A 15,383-nucleotide genomic window follows, 5' to 3' on the forward strand; every position below is an offset into this window, starting at 1 on the left:
CTTCTTTGAAAAATTACAATTATGAGAAAGATTTTACTTACAGTAATAATAACGCTTTTTTGCTCTCTCACTTGGGCTCAAATAAAAGATGCCCCCGAAAGAACAGAAGGAGAAGGACCTTGGCCTCAACTGATTATTCGAGGTGTTACCCTAATTAACGGAAATGGAGCGCCACCGACTGGCCCAGTGGATATAGTGGTAGAGCAAAACAAAATTGTGGAAATCAAAACTGTTGGCTATCCCGGAGTAGAAATTAAAGAAGAAAAAAGGCCACAATTAAAAGAAGGTGGAAAAGAACTGGATGCCGCAGGCATGTACTTAATGCCAGGTTTTGTAGATATGCATGGGCACATAGGTGGGGAAGCACAAGGCGTATCTGCCGAGTATGTCTTTAAATTATGGATGGGGCATGGTATCACGACTATTCGGGACCCATCTGCCGGCAATGGGTTAGATTGGGTATTAAAGCATAAAATGAAAAGTACCAATAATGAAATTACTGCCCCAAGAATATTGGCTTATACTGCTTTCGGACAAGGAAGTGAGGAGGCCATCAGCAGTCCTGAAATGGCCAGAGATTGGGTGCAAGAAAATGCCAAAAAAGGTGCGGATGGCATCAAGTTTTTTGGCGCAAGACCTGAAATTATGCAAGCGGCTTTGGAAGAAAACAAAAGTTTAGGCTTACGGTCTGCCATGCATCATGCGCAGATGGATGTTGCAAGATGGAATGTGGTCAATTCAGCTAAGGCAGGTTTAACGACCATGGAACATTGGTATGGGTTACCAGAAGCATTATTCACAGATAGAACAGTTCAACACTACAAGCTAGACTATAATTATAATAATGAGCAAGACCGTTTCTCAGAGGCTGGTAAATTGTGGGAACAGGCAGCTCCCCCTTATTCGGATAAATGGAATGAGGTAATGAATAAATTATTGGCTCTGGATTTTACGCTTGACCCCACTTTCAACATTTACGAAGCCAGTAGGGATTTAATGCGAGCCAGAAGAGCCGAATGGCATGAAGAATATACCTTTCCTTCTTTATGGGAATTCTATCAGCCTAGCAAAATTTCTCACGGTTCCTATTGGCATTATTGGGGAACAGAGGAAGAGGTGAGCTGGAGAAAAAACTACCAATTGTGGATGACTTTTGTCAACGAATATAAAAATAGAGGAGGACGCGTTACTACCGGATCGGATTCAGGTTTTATATTCCAACTTTACGGATTTGCCTACATCCGAGAAATGGAATTACTCAGAGAGGCTGGTTTCCATCCCTTGGAAATTATGATGTCTGCTACCATGAACGGTGCCGAGGCTTTGGGTATGGAAGACAAAATCGGCACGGTAGAAATCGGAAAACTGGCTGACTTTGTGATAGTGGAAGAAAACCCTCTGGAGAACTTAAAAGCTTTGTACGGAACAGGCGCCATTAAATTGACCGAAGATAATGAAGTAGTCAGAGTTGGAGGGGTAAAATACACGATCAAAGACGGAATAATATATGATGCTCAAAAACTCTTAGAAGACGTAAAAGAGATGGTGAAGGAAGAAAAAAAGAAGAGTGGCTATGAGATAAAGCAACCCGGAATGGAATAAGTTTGTACTTAAATCTTCTCAAATTAGGACAGCTTGGAATGCTATTTTCGACTTATTTCCTACACTACATGAGGTCAAAAATTACAAGTCAAAAAAAGGAAAATCTGTCAGGAGTACTTAAACTTAACCTGACAGATTTCAAAATTGTCTCATATCAAGGGAAAATTCCCATATCAGTGTAGCTAACTGCAATCCTTTCAATTGCCAGTATGAAAGCGGCAGTTCTCAAGCTTTTAATTTTTTTATCCTTACGCATCTTATTCATATCATGATAAGCAGTTACCATCGTTTCTTCCAGTCCAGAAATCACTAAATCTCTCTCGCTTGCCCCTCTTACAATAGCATCTCTTTGCTCTTGATTGAATGCATCCCCAGTTGCATTTTCTATACTATCAACCAAAAATTTATACTTTTCCATGTCATACCGCTTTTCCAATTTTCCGAATGAAACTCTGGATAAGTTTTTTAACCATTCGAAATAAGAAACAGTCACACCACCAGCATTCAAATACATATCTGGAATAACCATTATACCTCTATCCAATAATATTTTTTCTGCTTCCTTTGTGATAGGACCATTGGCGGCCTCCCCTATTATCTTAGCTTGTATTTTTGGCGCATTTTCGCTTGTGATTTGGTTTTCCAATGCAGCAGGAACTAAAATATCACAAGGATATTCCATTATTTCAATTGAGTTTTTAATAAACTCCCCTTTCCCATAGCCTTCCAAAGTCTTATGCTCAGCTTGATGCTTTTTTAGTTCCTCAATATTTATTCCGTCTTCATCCCAAATACCGCCATTCCATTCGGCAATACCTATAACTTTGGCTCCAGCTTCAGTCAAATATTTGGCTGAGTAAAAACCAACATTACCTAAACCTTGAATGATGATCTTCTTTCCTTTTAAACCTGTGGTTAAGCCCAATTCCTTCATATCATCTTCTACACTAACCGCCTCACGAATTCCTATATAGACCCCCATTCCTGTAGCTTCAGTTCTACCTTCAATTCCATGCTGTGAAAGTGGCTTACCTGTTACACATGCCTTGGCATTAATGGCCTCCGGATTAAAAGCTTCATACGTATCCACTATCCAGGCCATTTCTCGAGCTCCTGTTCCATAATCAGGAGCAGGTACATCAATTGCAGGGCCAATAAATTTCTTTTTGATTAATTCAGAAGTATATCTTCTCGTTACTTTTTCTAACTGACGAGCATTATACTTTAATGGGTCTATGTTCACTCCACCTTTTGCACCACCAAACGGTATATTCACCATCGCACATTTATAGGTCATCAAGGCAGATAAGCCCATCACCTCTTGTTCATTTACCATCTCACTAAATCGGATACCTCCTTTGGTCGGGAGCTTATGATGTGAATGCTGTACCCTATAGCCTTTCACTACTTCGTAGGAACCATCTTCCATCCGGATTGGAAAGTGAAATTTATAAATACTGTTACACTGTTTGATTTGTTCTAATAATCCAGGGTGAAGTTCCATGTGCTGAGCTGCATCATCTACGAAACTACAAACATCCTCGAACAAGCTATACTCTTGATTTTGTGACATATATGTATCAATTATATTTTGAAAATTTAATTAATTCTTCCATCTACGTTAAAGCTAAATATTCTTTCTTTAACCTAGGACAGATTTTATATCTTTCTTCCTTAGTATCATCGTAAACGAATTCCAATAGTTCATAGACATTTTCCAGACCGATTTTTTCACTCCATTCAAATGGCCCAAAGGGATAATTGGTACCTAACTTCATACCTAAATCGATATCTTCACTCGAAGCTGTTCCTTCTTGGACTGTGTAGAAGGCCTCATTGATAATCATGCAAATAATTCTTGGAGTCACCATGCCTACTCTGTCTTCTACAATCTCGAATTCAGTCCCTAGTTTACCACAAATTAGGTTTAATTTTTCCTTTTCATTTTCATCCTGAAGCGTGCATTCTAAAATACTTCTATTGATGAAAGTGGGCAAGCCATTAAAGCCGAACACCGTGTTCTGTGTTTTATGCTGATAGATTTTCAGCTTTCCAAATGAACTCATGGCCATATTCGTAAAAACTGTCAGGTCTGGTCGCTGCTCGTAAAATTCAAGTGCTTCGGGTTCTTCTGCTATAAAAAAATCAAAAACCACATCTGCTGCGAAAAAAGCCTCTTTGGTGATCTCAGTAAGATCATCAAAAGAAATGATTTGGTGCTTCTTTCCAAATTTTGCTGTGATTTCCTCTTGGTTTTTTGGGTCTCCGACAACAAGTATATTCATAATTTGTTAGTTTTGAACCAAAGTTAAGGAACTAATTATAAAAAGCGAGATGAGTAAACAAATCATTCAAACAAAAGCAGCACCAGCACCAATTGGGCCTTATAATCAGGCCATTTTAGCAGGCAATACATTATATGTTTCAGGCCAAATAGCCTTGGACGCGCAATCCGGAGAATTGATCAATGAAAATATAACAGAGGAAACCCATCAGGTCATGAAAAATTTAGAAGCCATTCTTTCGGAGGCTGGTTTGGGCTTTTCGGATGTAGTAAAATGCAGTATTTTCGTGAAAGACATGGGCAATTTTGCCACCATAAATGAAGCCTATGGTATGTACTTTAAGGAAAACCCACCTGCACGGGAAACAGTGGAAGTAGCTAGGCTGCCTAAAGATGTAAATGTGGAAATCAGTTGTATCGCAACTAAGTAATGCATCTTTGGCCAGCCAAATCGGAAATGTTTTTAAGCCCACATGGGCAAGAAGAAATTATAAGACGCATGAGGCTGGCCGTAAAACCGGTCAAATTTCAATCTTTTCAGAACCGTTCTCTTGAAAGCACTGAAGAAGATGCTTTTCTTTTTAATGGGAAAGTAAGTGCGAATGGTTTTGCAATTTCTCAAGTAGTTAGCCGGCCAAATAACTTCCTTCCACTTATTAAAGGACGAATTGAAGGTGGAGATTCGGGCAGCTTGGTTAATTTAGAATTTGGACTATTCCCAAGTATTAAATATTTCTTGATCTTCTGGATTCTTCTGATGCTTTTGTTCTCTACCATCTCTATTGTTCAAAATGATGACATTCTAACCATCATTTTTCCACTTATTATATTATTGGCGAGTTATGCACTCATTATTTCTAGGTTTAAAGATGCATACTATAAAAGTAGGAGGGAATTGATGCGATTGATTGGATAAAAATCATTATTTTAATTACATGAAAAACCTAATCCGACTTGAAGAACTGGCAATGTTTGCTTTATCCATATTGCTTTTTGCTAATCTACCCTTTGCTTGGTGGTGGTTTCTCGTTTTACTTCTAGCACCTGATATAGGTATGATTGGTTATGCATTTGGAAACAAAGCCGGAGCCCTTGCCTATAACCTTTTTCATCATAAAGGAATCGCTATTTTAATCTATTCTTTAGGATGGTGGCTCAGCAATGACTTTATGATATGTGGAGGAATCATTTTATTTGGTCATGCCAGTATGGACAGAATATTTGGATATGGATTGAAGTATGAGAAAGGTTTCAAGTTTACTCACTTAGGAGAGATTGGAAAATAGAAAAGTAGGATCTGAGTGAATATCTAAGCTTGGATTTCGTAAAACTTTTAATCAGTATTATTCCTCAAGATGTATAATCAATTTTTGCCAAATGAAATCTGGTCTGGTAATTCGTTCTGATCATCTTTTTTGTATGGAAAATGCTCAGCTAATTGTTGACCCGCCATTTTGATTCCTTCACTCAATCCTGCAGTTAAATTTCCTTTTTTGAAATGAGCTAGCATGTGCTCTTTAATATCATCCCAGAAATTTTCAGGCACTTTATTATTAATGCCAGCATCCCCTAAAATAGCAAACTTATGATCTTTTACGGCCATGTAAAATAAAACACCGTTACGTAATTCCGTTTTATGCATTTTTAAGGTCTTGAAAATATGTGCCGCATGATCCATTACGTCTTCCTTACAGTGGTTTTCTAAGTGCACTTGAATTTCTCCGGATGTTTCAAGTTCAGCAGCTTTCACTGCTTTGACTATTGTCTGCTTTTCTTCTTCGGTAAATGCGTCTTTTGCCATGATGTAAAAATAATAAATCTTCCGAGGAATACGTCTAAGAACTACAATAGTTATGAAAGATACTACCTATTGAAACCTAATACCATCAGGTTCAATGTGATGCTGTCTTTCAATCTCTTCAAATGATGCTTTTCTCACCGAAATTATATTCCCCTTAAAAAAGAGATCTTGACCGGCCAATGGATGATTGAAATCTACTTTAACAAATTTCCTGCTTTTATCTATAATTTTACCACTCTGCGATTCATCGGCATTTTCAAAGCGAATGAAAGCGCCTACTTCCAAGGTTTCTTTGGTATAGCCCTCTTTTTCTGTAAATTCTTCAATTGGAATCGACTTGATGAGACTTTCGTCTTTCTTGCCATAGGCAAAATCTGCTGGTAATCGAAATGCAAACTGCTCATTATGAGTTTTGCCTTTTAATTGCTCTTCAAAATATGGAAGCATTTTTCCCGTTCCAAAAAGGAATCGTAAAGGATACGATTGGCCAGAGAAATCTACCAACTCTCCTGTTTCATCCTTTTTCCTTACATGATATGACAAAGTAACAACTGTATTTTCGTGAATTTCCATGATGTATTAACTCATCACAATACTTCATGTTTGGAAGTTTCTATCTTGCTATTAAAAAACTACTTTGAACGATCATCCTCCACAACCCATGAATTTCTTAAAATCCATGCCTTCAGGAATAATACCATTTCTTTCCTCCTCTTTGCTATCGCCTTTTTTCTTCGAGCTAACTTGCTTGCTGGAAGTACTTAATTTTTCTTCTCTATTTTCTTTGGAAAGATGTTTCTTATTTGAACTCATACGCAGTCTAACGTTATACTTATTCCTAATGTTATAAGACAGTGTTTAGCTCTTAAATTTTTCTTTGTCTTGTACATGCCTTTTCGTATCTTTTGGATTATTTTTAGTACAACTCAATGAATCAAATTGTTACTCTTTAATCAAATAGTTATAATTCAGACATTTATACATTTGATTCCGTGAATAAATAATATAGAATTTATATAATCTCAAAATGCTTAAAAAAAGAATCTTTGTAGGTCTGTCCATTAGTTTAGCCCAAATACTATTGTTTTACGGGGTTTATCAACTGCTCTTTTTATTTGAATCGCTTTTTACAGAAGATACAAAGCGTACTGTTTTTGAAAGCCTCTTTTTAGATTGGTTTTTTAATGATTATGTGTTGGTATTTGCCTTACTTATCATCCTTCAAAATATCCTAATCATAATAACTTGGCGGAAGAACTGGACTTTCCTTTTAAGAATCATTACCAGTATTTTGCATGCTCTATTCTGGGCTCAGAACATGGATACCTTATACAACGAATCATTGATCTTGGGCGGAACTGGTATTGTATTAATATGGTTAGGTCCTGCCTTTGAAACAATTTTGATCACGGCTTTTGGTATCAAGCACCCATACAGAGAAAGAGATTATTTCGAGGACTTAGACAAAAAGCCTTAGAGGCTTAGGTTGCCATTTCCTTAAACTGCATATTATGTAATTGATGATAATAACCGCCTTGATCCAATAGCTCTTTGTGAGTACCTGTTTCTTTTATCTCCCCTTTGTCAAGCACAATAATTTTATCTGCCTCTTGAATGGTGGATAAGCGATGTGCAATAAGAATACTTGTTCTTCCCTTCATCATTTTTTCAATGGCATTTTGAATCATTTCTTCTGTTTCAGAATCTACTGAGGAGGTGGCTTCATCCAACACAATTATCTTGGGATTATAGACCATAGCCCTTACAAAAGATATCAATTGACGCTGACCCACTGATAAAGTTGCTCCTCTTTCCATCACATTGTATTCATATCCACCTGGTAGCCTTTCAATGAATTTTCTGGCTCCTACTAACTCGGCCGCATCTTTAACTTGTTGCAGAGTAATATCAGGGTTTCCTAAGGTTATATTATAAAGGATAGTATCGGAAAAGAGAAAAACATCCTGTAAGACCACCCCGATATTTTGCCGTAAAGCAGATAAGTCATATTCTTTTAAATCTTTTCCATCAAGCATGATTTCTCCTTTTTGGATATCATAAAATCTACTCAAAAGGTTTATGACTGAAGATTTACCTGCTCCTGTTGCGCCTACTAATGCCACTGATTCTCCCTCTTTCACCTCAAATGAAATGTTTTTTAAAACGACTTCATCTTGATTATAGGAGAATTCTACATTTCTAAATGATATGTTTCCTTCTACTGTTTCAGGTTTGTAATTTCCGTGGTTTGGGATATGTTCCTTATTGTCCAATAAATTCAGAATTCTTGATGAACTCACTATTCCCATTTGTAAAGTATTGAATCTATCAGCAATCAATCGTATAGGGCGGAAAAACATTTGAATGTATAAAATAAAAGCAATTAGCATTCCTAAGCTAATACCAGATTCTGCTTCATTTATGACACCTTTGGCCCCGTACCAAACCAATAAGCCAATACCTGTCGCCTGAATTACTTCCGCTACGGGGAAGTAAATTGAATAATAAAGTACTGAGCGAATATTAGATTTTCTATGTTCGTTGTTGATTTTCTTAAATTCTTCATACTCTCTTTTTTCTGCGGTAAATATTTGCACAATCGACATTCCTGTGACATGCTCCTGAACAAAAGAATTTAAGGTTGAAACTGCATTTCTTACTTCATTGAAGGCAACTTTAACTTTTTCTTTGAAAATATAAGTACTAAGGAAAAGCAGAGGTAATGTAGCCAAAGAGACGAGAGTCAATTTCCAGCTCATAGCAAACATCATCCCAAGTATAAATAGGATTTGTAAAATATCGCCTATCATGGCGGCCAAGCCTTGGCTAAATACATCAGAAAGTGTTTCTACATCAGAAACATTTCTCGTTACTAAACGACCAATTGGCGTTTTATCAAAAAACTTTAAGCGTAGACTTAACAAATGTCGGTATAGCTTCAAGCGAATATCCCGAATAATAAATTGGCCTAACCAGCCCGATAAATACGTATGCCCATATTGGACAATGGCTTGCATTACCAACAATGCGACCAAGATTAGAGTCATGTTAATAAGACCTTGAAAATCTCCTTGAGCAACAGGATTATCAATTGCTTTTTGAATGACGAATGGTCTTGCTGGAGCTAAGACTGCCAGTGCTACAGTGAGAAAAACCAAGAAATAGAATCGCCCTTGATAAGGTTTTACAAATTTATACAAACGTCTTAAAACGTTGGTATCAATAATATTCCCGCTTTTAATATTGTCTTTCTTCACTTGCTGATTTTAAATATAAATTTCCTCAGGGTAGTTTACCTGTGTTAGAAAAAGTCCTTCAGGCGGAACTGACCTCCCTGCTTTCTTCCTATCCTTAGCCTCAATAATGTTTTCAAAGTCTTCAATGCTAAGCTTGTTTTGTCCAACATCTAACAAAGTGCCTACTAGAGCCCTCACCATCCCCCGCAAAAATCGATTGGCTTTGATATGAAAAACAAGAGATTCCTTCTCTTGTTTCCAATAGGCTTCAAATATATCACAGTTAAATGTATATACATCTGTTTTTACCTTACTAAAGCTTTCAAAATCCTGATGATTCAGTAATTTTTCTGAAGCCAAATTCATCATATCAACATTAAGCTGTCGAGCAAAAATATAAGCTTGATCAACTGCAAAGGGGTTTTTTGAAGTCACTATATGATATTGGTAAGCTCTGCTTTCAGCATCAAAGCGTGCGTGCGCTTCCTCTTGAACTTTTCTAACATGTTTTAAAGCTACGTCATGTGGTAACATTTTGTTAGCCTTAAATAAAAGTTGTTCTGCTTCAAGCGCAACATGAAAATCGACATGAAAAACCTGGGCTGTTGCGTGAACTCCGCTATCTGTTCGTCCGCTTCCCAAGATATCTATGGGTTGATTTAAAATTGTGGAAAAAACCTCTTCAATTTTTTGCTGAACGCCCATTGCGTTTGGTTGTTTTTGCCAACCATGGTAGTTTGTGCCTTTATATGCTATGGTAAAAAAATATCTCATTAACTTGAAAGAGCAAATTTAAGGGAAAATATAGGAGCAAGATAACTTTTCGTAATACTATCTTAACGGAAAGACCATTAAACATTACAGCACTTAAATCAAAAAAGTCTTTGGCCTAGGATAAAACCCAACCAAAGACTTCAGTCATATTCAATTTGTAAGGACATTTACTATCATAAAGCCTTTACGTAAGCTTCAATAAATCCATACGGATACTCTCTTGAATACTCGATTTCATAGTCTCCCGCTAAAATCATCATTTTCTCTATTTCAGGGTTTTTTGATTTACCTCGGAATTCCTTTACTAATTCTTCTGACAAGGGACTGTCTTCTGCAAAGCTAAAAGTATTTACTATGTTTTTCGCCAAGCTTTCCAAATCTTCCTTTTCAACCTCATCATCTCCTTTTAGCTGTCTTAATACCTCTTCATAGTTTGGCATTTCCCTTTCGTTTAGTGCGATATACAGGGTTCCAATGTCGCCTTTCTCAATCTCAACAGGGTCTCCGCTTCCACCTCCTGGTGTGGTGCCAGTGACAATCTCTTGGTAACAGAATCCATTTGGGTATTGACACGGAATAATAGTTTCTGCCACAGGATCACAAGGGATAGGGTTTCCAAATTCGTCTTCACATGGACCCACCGGGTAGATTCTTACCCAACCTCTTATGGACGGAAGATCTATATCTATATCAATCCATCCGTAATTAGGAAACATAGCCTTTTGGTTTCCAGCATCGGGGTCTTTAACATCATCTTTCGATAATTTCATCTCCTCTTCTTGGCAACTAATTAAGAAGCCTAGGGCAAGTAATGCAACAACTGCAAGTGTTAAGTTTTTCATGGTATTAAAAATTTTAGTTCGAAAAAAACCAAGCTTCGTTGCTTGATTCACTAGTAGATCAAGCAAATCTTAATTTGTTACCCCTGCTTTCATTAATTTTTATAAAAAAATCTTTCTAGCTTCATTTTGTGGCTGCAAATAGGCCAGAGTAGGCTTAGAGAGGTTAGTTTAATTAAAAATGAATCCATAAATTCACAACTATGGAAACAAAAATTGCTATTTTACGAGGTATCAATGTTGGTGGGAAAAAAAAAATCCTAATGGCAGATTTGAAAATATTAATGCAGAATCTGGGCTACCAAAACATTCAAACTTACATTCAAAGTGGTAATATAATTTTCAAGGCAGATGAAAAGCTTCAAAATAAAGAGATAGCAGCAGGAATTGAAACTGCAATTCTCAACAAATTTGATTTTGAAGTTCCTGTCATAGTTTTGTCAAAAAATGAAATTGAAAGCGCTGTAGCCAATAATCCATTTTATACACCAGATGCAGACATTAATAATTTGCACCTTACTTTTCTCAGCGAAGAACCTGACAAAGGGAAATTAGCATTGATAGAAATTGTAGATTGTACGCCAGACCAATTTAAAATTATTAATAAAAATGTTTTTATTTATTGCGAAGCCAGTTACCACAAATCTAAATTGACCAATGACTTATTTGAAAGAAAGCTGAAAGTAAAGGCTACCACAAGAAATTGGAAAACGGTTTTGAAACTTTGGGACTTAAGTAAATAATTAAATTGTTATTCACAGTTTCCACTTCACCCCTACATAAAAATTCCTTCCAGGGGCCGGCTGATAAAATCTTTCGCCAAAAGCATTGAGATCATTCCCCAAGCTGTAGGTTGTATCAAAAATATTTTCCGTTCCAGCAAAAAAATTAATTTTCTGCTTAATCGGCAATTGGTAATCAATATTTGCATTTAAAAGGTGGTACGGATCAGCCAATATTTCATTATCATCAGTAAGGGGTGTTGCGCTTACATATCGGTAATGTAGGTTTAAGTTCAGTCTTTCTGACATTACAAAATTGAGGGTTTGATTGAAAGTGTGTTGAGGAACTCCAGTCAGTAAATTACCTGAATAATCTTCCTCCCTTTTTTGGTAATCGTCAAAAGTGAATTCATAAAAATTATAGCTAGAGCGGCTATTGATCTGACCTATGAACCCTTGCTCCTTTTCGTACCATTTCACATTCAATCCCCATTCAGTTCCAAATTGGTTGGTAGCTCCTGCATTTTGAAATAATACCACTCCATCTTCATTTGTATAAGTGGTGATGGTTTCCCTTAGCGCAGAATAGAAAAAAGTAGCATCCAATTGTACTCTTCTTCCATAATATTTGTGCCCTAATTCGTAGGTTCTACCTTTTTCAGCTTGCAGATTTCTGTTAATACTGCCTTCATTGGTGCGGATTTCATCCAAAGTCGGACTCGAAAAGCCCTCACTTAAAGAAGCAAAAGTCATGTTTGCTGGAGACCATTGATATTTTAAAGCGACCCTTGGGATGACTTCATTATCAAAATTTCTATTGAATTCGAATGGTTCGGCAAAAGCATTTACCTTTCTGTTAACTTTATATTCCAATAAATTACTACTCAAGCCTAAAGTCAATTGCCAGTTTTCATAACCAATTTGAGTTTGCACAAAAAATAATTTACGATCAATATTCAAGTCATCTGCAAAACGGATCGTATCTTTTTGTCCATTTACATTTCCATAGTTATTGGCGGAATTATCAGCATATTGCCATTCCAGGCCGGCATCCCATTGCCAATCCACATTTTGGAGATTCATATCGTACGTCCATTGATGACGCAAAGCCACTTCCCTGTTATGGTCTTCTTTATAATCCAAGATAAAAGGATTTTGAAACCAGGTGTAAGTGCCAGCAACATGAGAAGTCTGACTTAAATTTTCTCCAAAAAAACTGGTGTAGCCTACTCCATAAAAAACAGTCTTTTGATCTATAGAGGAATTCTGTGGTTCACTTCCGGCTCTAGCTTGAGTAGGGTCTTCTTCAAATTGTTCCGCTGTTAAGCCTCCCGGGATTTCATAAAATAAATCATTATACAACACATGGAAATCTAGTTGATGGTTCTCATTGATTTGGAAGCGAGAAGAAAGCTGGTAATTTTGTCTACTCAAAGCATTATGATCTCTATAGCCTTCATTTTGCTGTTGATCGACCGCATAAAAAGTAGTCCATTTTCCACTTTCTATTTGCCCTTTTGTACCTGCATTTAGCTGGCCAAAACTTCCCGCTGATAATTGAACTTGCAGTGGGCTTCCTTGCTCAGATGGGAAATTACTGATCTGCATTACCCCTCCCAATCCAGCACCAAAAAGACTTCCTGCTGGACCTTTCACTACTTCCAATTCTTGCATCTGGGTATTGCCCAATAGATTCAAAGCAGTTGAACCATTCGCTTCAGTAAAAGGCAAGCCATTCCAATACACTTTCACATCTCGAACACCAAAAGGCGATCGAATGGAACTACCTCTTATACTCACCCTGTAGCTTGAGACTGCTCTTTGCTCTAAATTAACACCTGGTAAGGTATTCCAAGCCATCACAGGATCATGAGGAGAAAAACGGTCTAATTCTTTGGGACTTAAATAGGCGATTGGAGCTGACTGCCTATTGATTTTTTCTCCTTTGCTAAAGCCGGTGACTGTAACTACCTCCAGGATAGAGTCATTTTGAATATCCTGAGACGAAACTGAAATTGAACTAGACAAAAAAACGACTATCAGCAATAAATGGATGCGCATAATATTATGTGGGTTAAGCTTGATGCCAATTAACAAGGCGAGCTGCTAAAAGTTAAGGAATTTACCAACTTCCACCTGCTCCACCACCACCTGTCATTCCCCCTCCGAAACCACCAAAACCACCGCCTCCTCCGAAGCCACCACCTCCAGAATTGAAGTCTCCGAAAGTACCTCCATGACTTCGGCCACTGCTGCCTAAAAGCATCATCAGAGTAATCATATCTAAACTACCACCTCCCATATGATGATTTCTTACTCTTCTTAATCGTGAAATAATAGTGATGATGATAAAAAAGAAAATTAAGAATGCACCAAGACCTATTCCTTTACCTGCATCATTATCAGCCAATTGATCTGCAGTATATTTACCAGAGGCCAAATCAAATATTACAGAAGTAGCCTCGTCCAAGCCTTGGTAGTAATTGCTATTTCGGAAAGCTGGTTTCATGTATTCGTTCACAATTGTACTTGCCGCACCATCAGGAACTACATCTTCCATACCATAGCCAGTATTAATAAACATTCGCTTATCTTCTATTGCCACTGTAATCAATAAACCATTATCTTTTTCGGCCTGCCCAATTTTCCAATTGTCAAATACCTCCACTCCAAATTGATTAGGATCATACTGACCATAGGTAGGTACAATCAAGATCACTACTTGAGTTGAAGTGCTGTCATTATAAGCCCTTAATTTCCTTTCTAATTGCTGTTGTTCTCCGCTATTTAATGTTTGCGTTAAGTCATTCACCAACTTCGGAGGATTCGGTCTCGGTGGGATTTCATTTTGAGCAAAAACGGTAGTTACAAAAAATATTGCTAGGATGGAAAAGTAAATGTTTTTCATGACTTTCTTGAACTGTATTTTAAGCCGCTAAGTTACAATTGAAAGATTGTTTCCTAGAATATTTTTATAAATTTTAATGATTGTATTTTTAGTAATTCGCTATTTTTTTTAGTATTTTTAATATCGTGAATTCACCCCATAACATAAAAGGCCGAGGCGCACAACAACGACTTTCCAACTCATTTTCTAAACAAGAATTTAGCACAGAGTGGGACGAGGGGATTGATGAATATACGCATTTAGATAAGCCAAGCACTCAAATATTCTACGAACACCCTAAAAAAATCATTAATAAAGTGAGCAGTCCGGATGTTGGTATGGATTACTCTATAAACCCCTATCAGGGATGCGAACATGGCTGCGTTTATTGCTACGCCCGCAATTCACATGAATACTGGGGTTTTGATTCAGGCTTGGATTTTGAATCCAAAATTATAGTCAAAAAGAATGCTGCTGAATTACTTGAACAAGAGCTTTTAAATCCTAATTGGAAAGTTAAACCTATTGTGCTTTCCGGGAATACAGATTGTTATCAACCACTGGAAAGAAAGCTCAGGATTACTAGAAATCTTTTAAAAATAATGGCAAAATATCGGCATCCTGTGGGAATCATCACCAAAAACACAGGCTTTTTGGAGGACTTGGATGTGCTGGAAGATTTGGCAAAAGATAACTTAGTTAGGGTTATTTTATCCATTACTAGCTTGGATGAAAAGCTAAGATCTGTTTTGGAACCAAGAACCGCCTCTTCAATAAAAAAACTTCAAGCCATTAAAATTTTGAGTGAAAAAGGAATTCCCGTTTCCATTATGAACGCCCCAGTCATTCCCGGTTTAAACCATAGTGAGATTCCAGAAATTATAAAAAAAGCTGCTGAGAATGGCGCTACTGATGCAGGATATACCGTAGTTCGATTAAACGGCAGAATAGCAGAAATTTTTAAAAAATGGCTAAAAACCTATTTTCCTGATCGATTTGAAAAAGTCTGGCATCAAATAGAAAATTTACACCAAGGTAGAGTCAACGATTCAAATTGGGGTCAAAGAATGAGAGGAAATGGTGCTGAAGCCGATATGATTAAACAGCTATTCAATATGGCGAAGAAAAAGTACATGAAGGGTGGAGAAAAGATTGAATTAAACACCTCCGCTTTTAGAAGGGGCGGTGCTTATCCATTATTTTGAGTCTATTCAACTTCGGATAAATCATATTTCCTT

17 protein-coding genes are annotated in these 15,383 nt (G+C 37.1%); 7 read left to right on the plus strand and 10 right to left on the minus strand.

Going from position 1 to position 15,383, the window contains the following annotated elements:
* Nucleotides 1-21 precede the first annotated feature (21 nt).
* Nucleotides 22-1,602, plus strand: a complete 1,581-nt coding sequence (locus AAC601_RS06635; protein WP_340152835.1) for an amidohydrolase family protein — start codon at nt 22-24, stop codon at nt 1,600-1,602.
* Nucleotides 1,603-1,756: 154 nt separating this feature from the next.
* Here AAC601_RS06635 and AAC601_RS06640 read toward each other — a convergent pair whose 3' ends face one another.
* Complete coding sequence (locus AAC601_RS06640; protein ID WP_340152836.1) at nt 1,757-3,175, minus strand: Glu/Leu/Phe/Val dehydrogenase; 1,419 nt, start codon at nt 3,173-3,175, stop codon at nt 1,757-1,759.
* Nucleotides 3,176-3,218: 43 nt separating this feature from the next.
* Complete coding sequence (locus AAC601_RS06645; RefSeq protein ID WP_303271155.1) at nt 3,219-3,887, minus strand: 3-hydroxyacyl-CoA dehydrogenase family protein; 669 nt, start codon at nt 3,885-3,887, stop codon at nt 3,219-3,221.
* A gap of 49 nt (nt 3,888-3,936) precedes the next feature.
* On the opposite strand from AAC601_RS06645, the gene AAC601_RS06650 reads away from it, so the two are divergent.
* Genes AAC601_RS06650 through AAC601_RS06660 form a run of 3 tightly spaced genes read left to right on the plus strand, consistent with a single transcriptional unit; the run spans nt 3,937 to nt 5,172 of the window.
* The gene (locus AAC601_RS06650) at nt 3,937-4,317 is read left to right on the plus strand and encodes a RidA family protein (protein WP_303271156.1); all 381 of its coding nucleotides are present in this window, start codon (nt 3,937-3,939) and stop codon (nt 4,315-4,317) included.
* The gene (locus tag AAC601_RS06655; protein WP_303271157.1) at nt 4,317-4,802 is read left to right on the plus strand and encodes a hypothetical protein; all 486 of its coding nucleotides are present in this window, start codon (nt 4,317-4,319) and stop codon (nt 4,800-4,802) included. Before AAC601_RS06650 ends, AAC601_RS06655 begins: the two co-directional genes overlap by 1 nt.
* Before the next feature lie 19 nt (nt 4,803-4,821).
* Nucleotides 4,822-5,172, plus strand: coding sequence for a DUF4260 domain-containing protein (locus tag AAC601_RS06660; protein WP_340152837.1), 351 nt, complete (start codon nt 4,822-4,824; stop codon nt 5,170-5,172).
* Between the two features lie 77 nt (nt 5,173-5,249).
* On the opposite strand, the gene AAC601_RS06665 is transcribed toward AAC601_RS06660, so the two are convergent.
* The 3 genes from AAC601_RS06665 to AAC601_RS06675 all read right to left on the minus strand — a co-directional run bounded on the left by AAC601_RS06665 (nt 5,250) and on the right by AAC601_RS06675 (nt 6,500).
* The gene (locus AAC601_RS06665; protein WP_303271160.1) at nt 5,250-5,687 is read right to left on the minus strand and encodes a TPM domain-containing protein; all 438 of its coding nucleotides are present in this window, start codon (nt 5,685-5,687) and stop codon (nt 5,250-5,252) included.
* Between the two features lie 66 nt (nt 5,688-5,753).
* Nucleotides 5,754-6,260, minus strand: coding sequence for an FKBP-type peptidyl-prolyl cis-trans isomerase (locus tag AAC601_RS06670; RefSeq protein WP_303271162.1), 507 nt, complete (start codon nt 6,258-6,260; stop codon nt 5,754-5,756).
* A gap of 72 nt (nt 6,261-6,332) precedes the next feature.
* On the minus strand, nt 6,333-6,500 hold the full coding sequence (locus AAC601_RS06675; protein WP_340152838.1) for a hypothetical protein: 168 nt from the start codon (nt 6,498-6,500) through the stop codon (nt 6,333-6,335).
* A gap of 214 nt (nt 6,501-6,714) precedes the next feature.
* Here AAC601_RS06675 and AAC601_RS06680 point away from each other — a divergent pair, with 214 nt between their 5' ends.
* Nucleotides 6,715-7,164 (plus strand): hypothetical protein, encoded by a 450-nt coding sequence (locus AAC601_RS06680; RefSeq protein ID WP_303271165.1) that lies wholly within the window; start codon nt 6,715-6,717, stop codon nt 7,162-7,164.
* A gap of 4 nt (nt 7,165-7,168) precedes the next feature.
* On the opposite strand, the gene AAC601_RS06685 is transcribed toward AAC601_RS06680, so the two are convergent.
* The 3 genes from AAC601_RS06685 to AAC601_RS06695 all read right to left on the minus strand — a co-directional run bounded on the left by AAC601_RS06685 (nt 7,169) and on the right by AAC601_RS06695 (nt 10,539).
* Nucleotides 7,169-8,944: an ABC transporter ATP-binding protein gene (locus AAC601_RS06685; RefSeq protein ID WP_303271166.1), complete on the minus strand. Its 1,776-nt coding sequence runs from the start codon at nt 8,942-8,944 to the stop codon at nt 7,169-7,171.
* 9 nt (nt 8,945-8,953) lie between these two features.
* The gene (gene truA / locus AAC601_RS06690) at nt 8,954-9,697 is read right to left on the minus strand and encodes a tRNA pseudouridine(38-40) synthase TruA (protein WP_340152839.1); all 744 of its coding nucleotides are present in this window, start codon (nt 9,695-9,697) and stop codon (nt 8,954-8,956) included.
* 173 nt (nt 9,698-9,870) lie between these two features.
* Entirely contained in the window at nt 9,871-10,539 is a 669-nt protein-coding gene (locus AAC601_RS06695) for a hypothetical protein (protein ID WP_340152840.1), read from the minus strand.
* Nucleotides 10,540-10,739: 200 nt separating this feature from the next.
* On the opposite strand from AAC601_RS06695, the gene AAC601_RS06700 reads away from it, so the two are divergent.
* Nucleotides 10,740-11,279, plus strand: coding sequence for a DUF1697 domain-containing protein (locus AAC601_RS06700; RefSeq protein WP_340152841.1), 540 nt, complete (start codon nt 10,740-10,742; stop codon nt 11,277-11,279).
* Between the two features lie 12 nt (nt 11,280-11,291).
* Here AAC601_RS06700 and AAC601_RS06705 read toward each other — a convergent pair whose 3' ends face one another.
* The gene (locus AAC601_RS06705) at nt 11,292-13,319 is read right to left on the minus strand and encodes a TonB-dependent receptor (RefSeq protein WP_340152842.1); all 2,028 of its coding nucleotides are present in this window, start codon (nt 13,317-13,319) and stop codon (nt 11,292-11,294) included.
* Between the two features lie 61 nt (nt 13,320-13,380).
* The gene (locus tag AAC601_RS06710) at nt 13,381-14,166 is read right to left on the minus strand and encodes a TPM domain-containing protein (RefSeq protein ID WP_340152843.1); all 786 of its coding nucleotides are present in this window, start codon (nt 14,164-14,166) and stop codon (nt 13,381-13,383) included.
* 125 nt (nt 14,167-14,291) lie between these two features.
* Here AAC601_RS06710 and AAC601_RS06715 point away from each other — a divergent pair, with 125 nt between their 5' ends.
* A complete protein-coding gene (locus AAC601_RS06715) occupies nt 14,292-15,350 on the plus strand; it encodes a PA0069 family radical SAM protein (RefSeq protein WP_303271178.1) in 1,059 nt (352 codons plus the stop codon).
* Nucleotides 15,351-15,383 lie beyond the last annotated feature (33 nt).

The organism is uncultured Marivirga sp., assembly GCF_963974845.1.
Taxonomy (GTDB): Bacteria; Bacteroidota; Bacteroidia; order Cytophagales; family Cyclobacteriaceae; genus Marivirga; species Marivirga harenae.

Coding starts and splice junctions, on each gene's coding strand:
- AAC601_RS06675 (WP_340152838.1), bottom strand. CDS start 6,500: ATGAGTTCAAATAAGAAACATCTTTCCAAAGAAAATAGAGAAGAAAAA.
- AAC601_RS06660 (WP_340152837.1), top strand. CDS start 4,822: ATGAAAAACCTAATCCGACTTGAAGAACTGGCAATGTTTGCTTTATCC.
- AAC601_RS06680 (WP_303271165.1), top strand. CDS start 6,715: ATGCTTAAAAAAAGAATCTTTGTAGGTCTGTCCATTAGTTTAGCCCAA.
- AAC601_RS06695 (WP_340152840.1), bottom strand. CDS start 10,539: ATGAAAAACTTAACACTTGCAGTTGTTGCATTACTTGCCCTAGGCTTC.
- AAC601_RS06650 (WP_303271156.1), top strand. CDS start 3,937: ATGAGTAAACAAATCATTCAAACAAAAGCAGCACCAGCACCAATTGGG.
- AAC601_RS06670 (WP_303271162.1), bottom strand. CDS start 6,260: ATGGAAATTCACGAAAATACAGTTGTTACTTTGTCATATCATGTAAGG.
- AAC601_RS06710 (WP_340152843.1), bottom strand. CDS start 14,166: ATGAAAAACATTTACTTTTCCATCCTAGCAATATTTTTTGTAACTACC.
- AAC601_RS06665 (WP_303271160.1), bottom strand. CDS start 5,687: ATGGCAAAAGACGCATTTACCGAAGAAGAAAAGCAGACAATAGTCAAA.
- AAC601_RS06655 (WP_303271157.1), top strand. CDS start 4,317: ATGCATCTTTGGCCAGCCAAATCGGAAATGTTTTTAAGCCCACATGGG.
- AAC601_RS06705 (WP_340152842.1), bottom strand. CDS start 13,319: ATGCGCATCCATTTATTGCTGATAGTCGTTTTTTTGTCTAGTTCAATT.
- truA (WP_340152839.1), bottom strand. CDS start 9,697: ATGAGATATTTTTTTACCATAGCATATAAAGGCACAAACTACCATGGT.
- AAC601_RS06640 (WP_340152836.1), bottom strand. CDS start 3,175: ATGTCACAAAATCAAGAGTATAGCTTGTTCGAGGATGTTTGTAGTTTC.
- AAC601_RS06645 (WP_303271155.1), bottom strand. CDS start 3,887: ATGAATATACTTGTTGTCGGAGACCCAAAAAACCAAGAGGAAATCACA.
- AAC601_RS06700 (WP_340152841.1), top strand. CDS start 10,740: ATGGAAACAAAAATTGCTATTTTACGAGGTATCAATGTTGGTGGGAAA.
- AAC601_RS06635 (WP_340152835.1), top strand. CDS start 22: ATGAGAAAGATTTTACTTACAGTAATAATAACGCTTTTTTGCTCTCTC.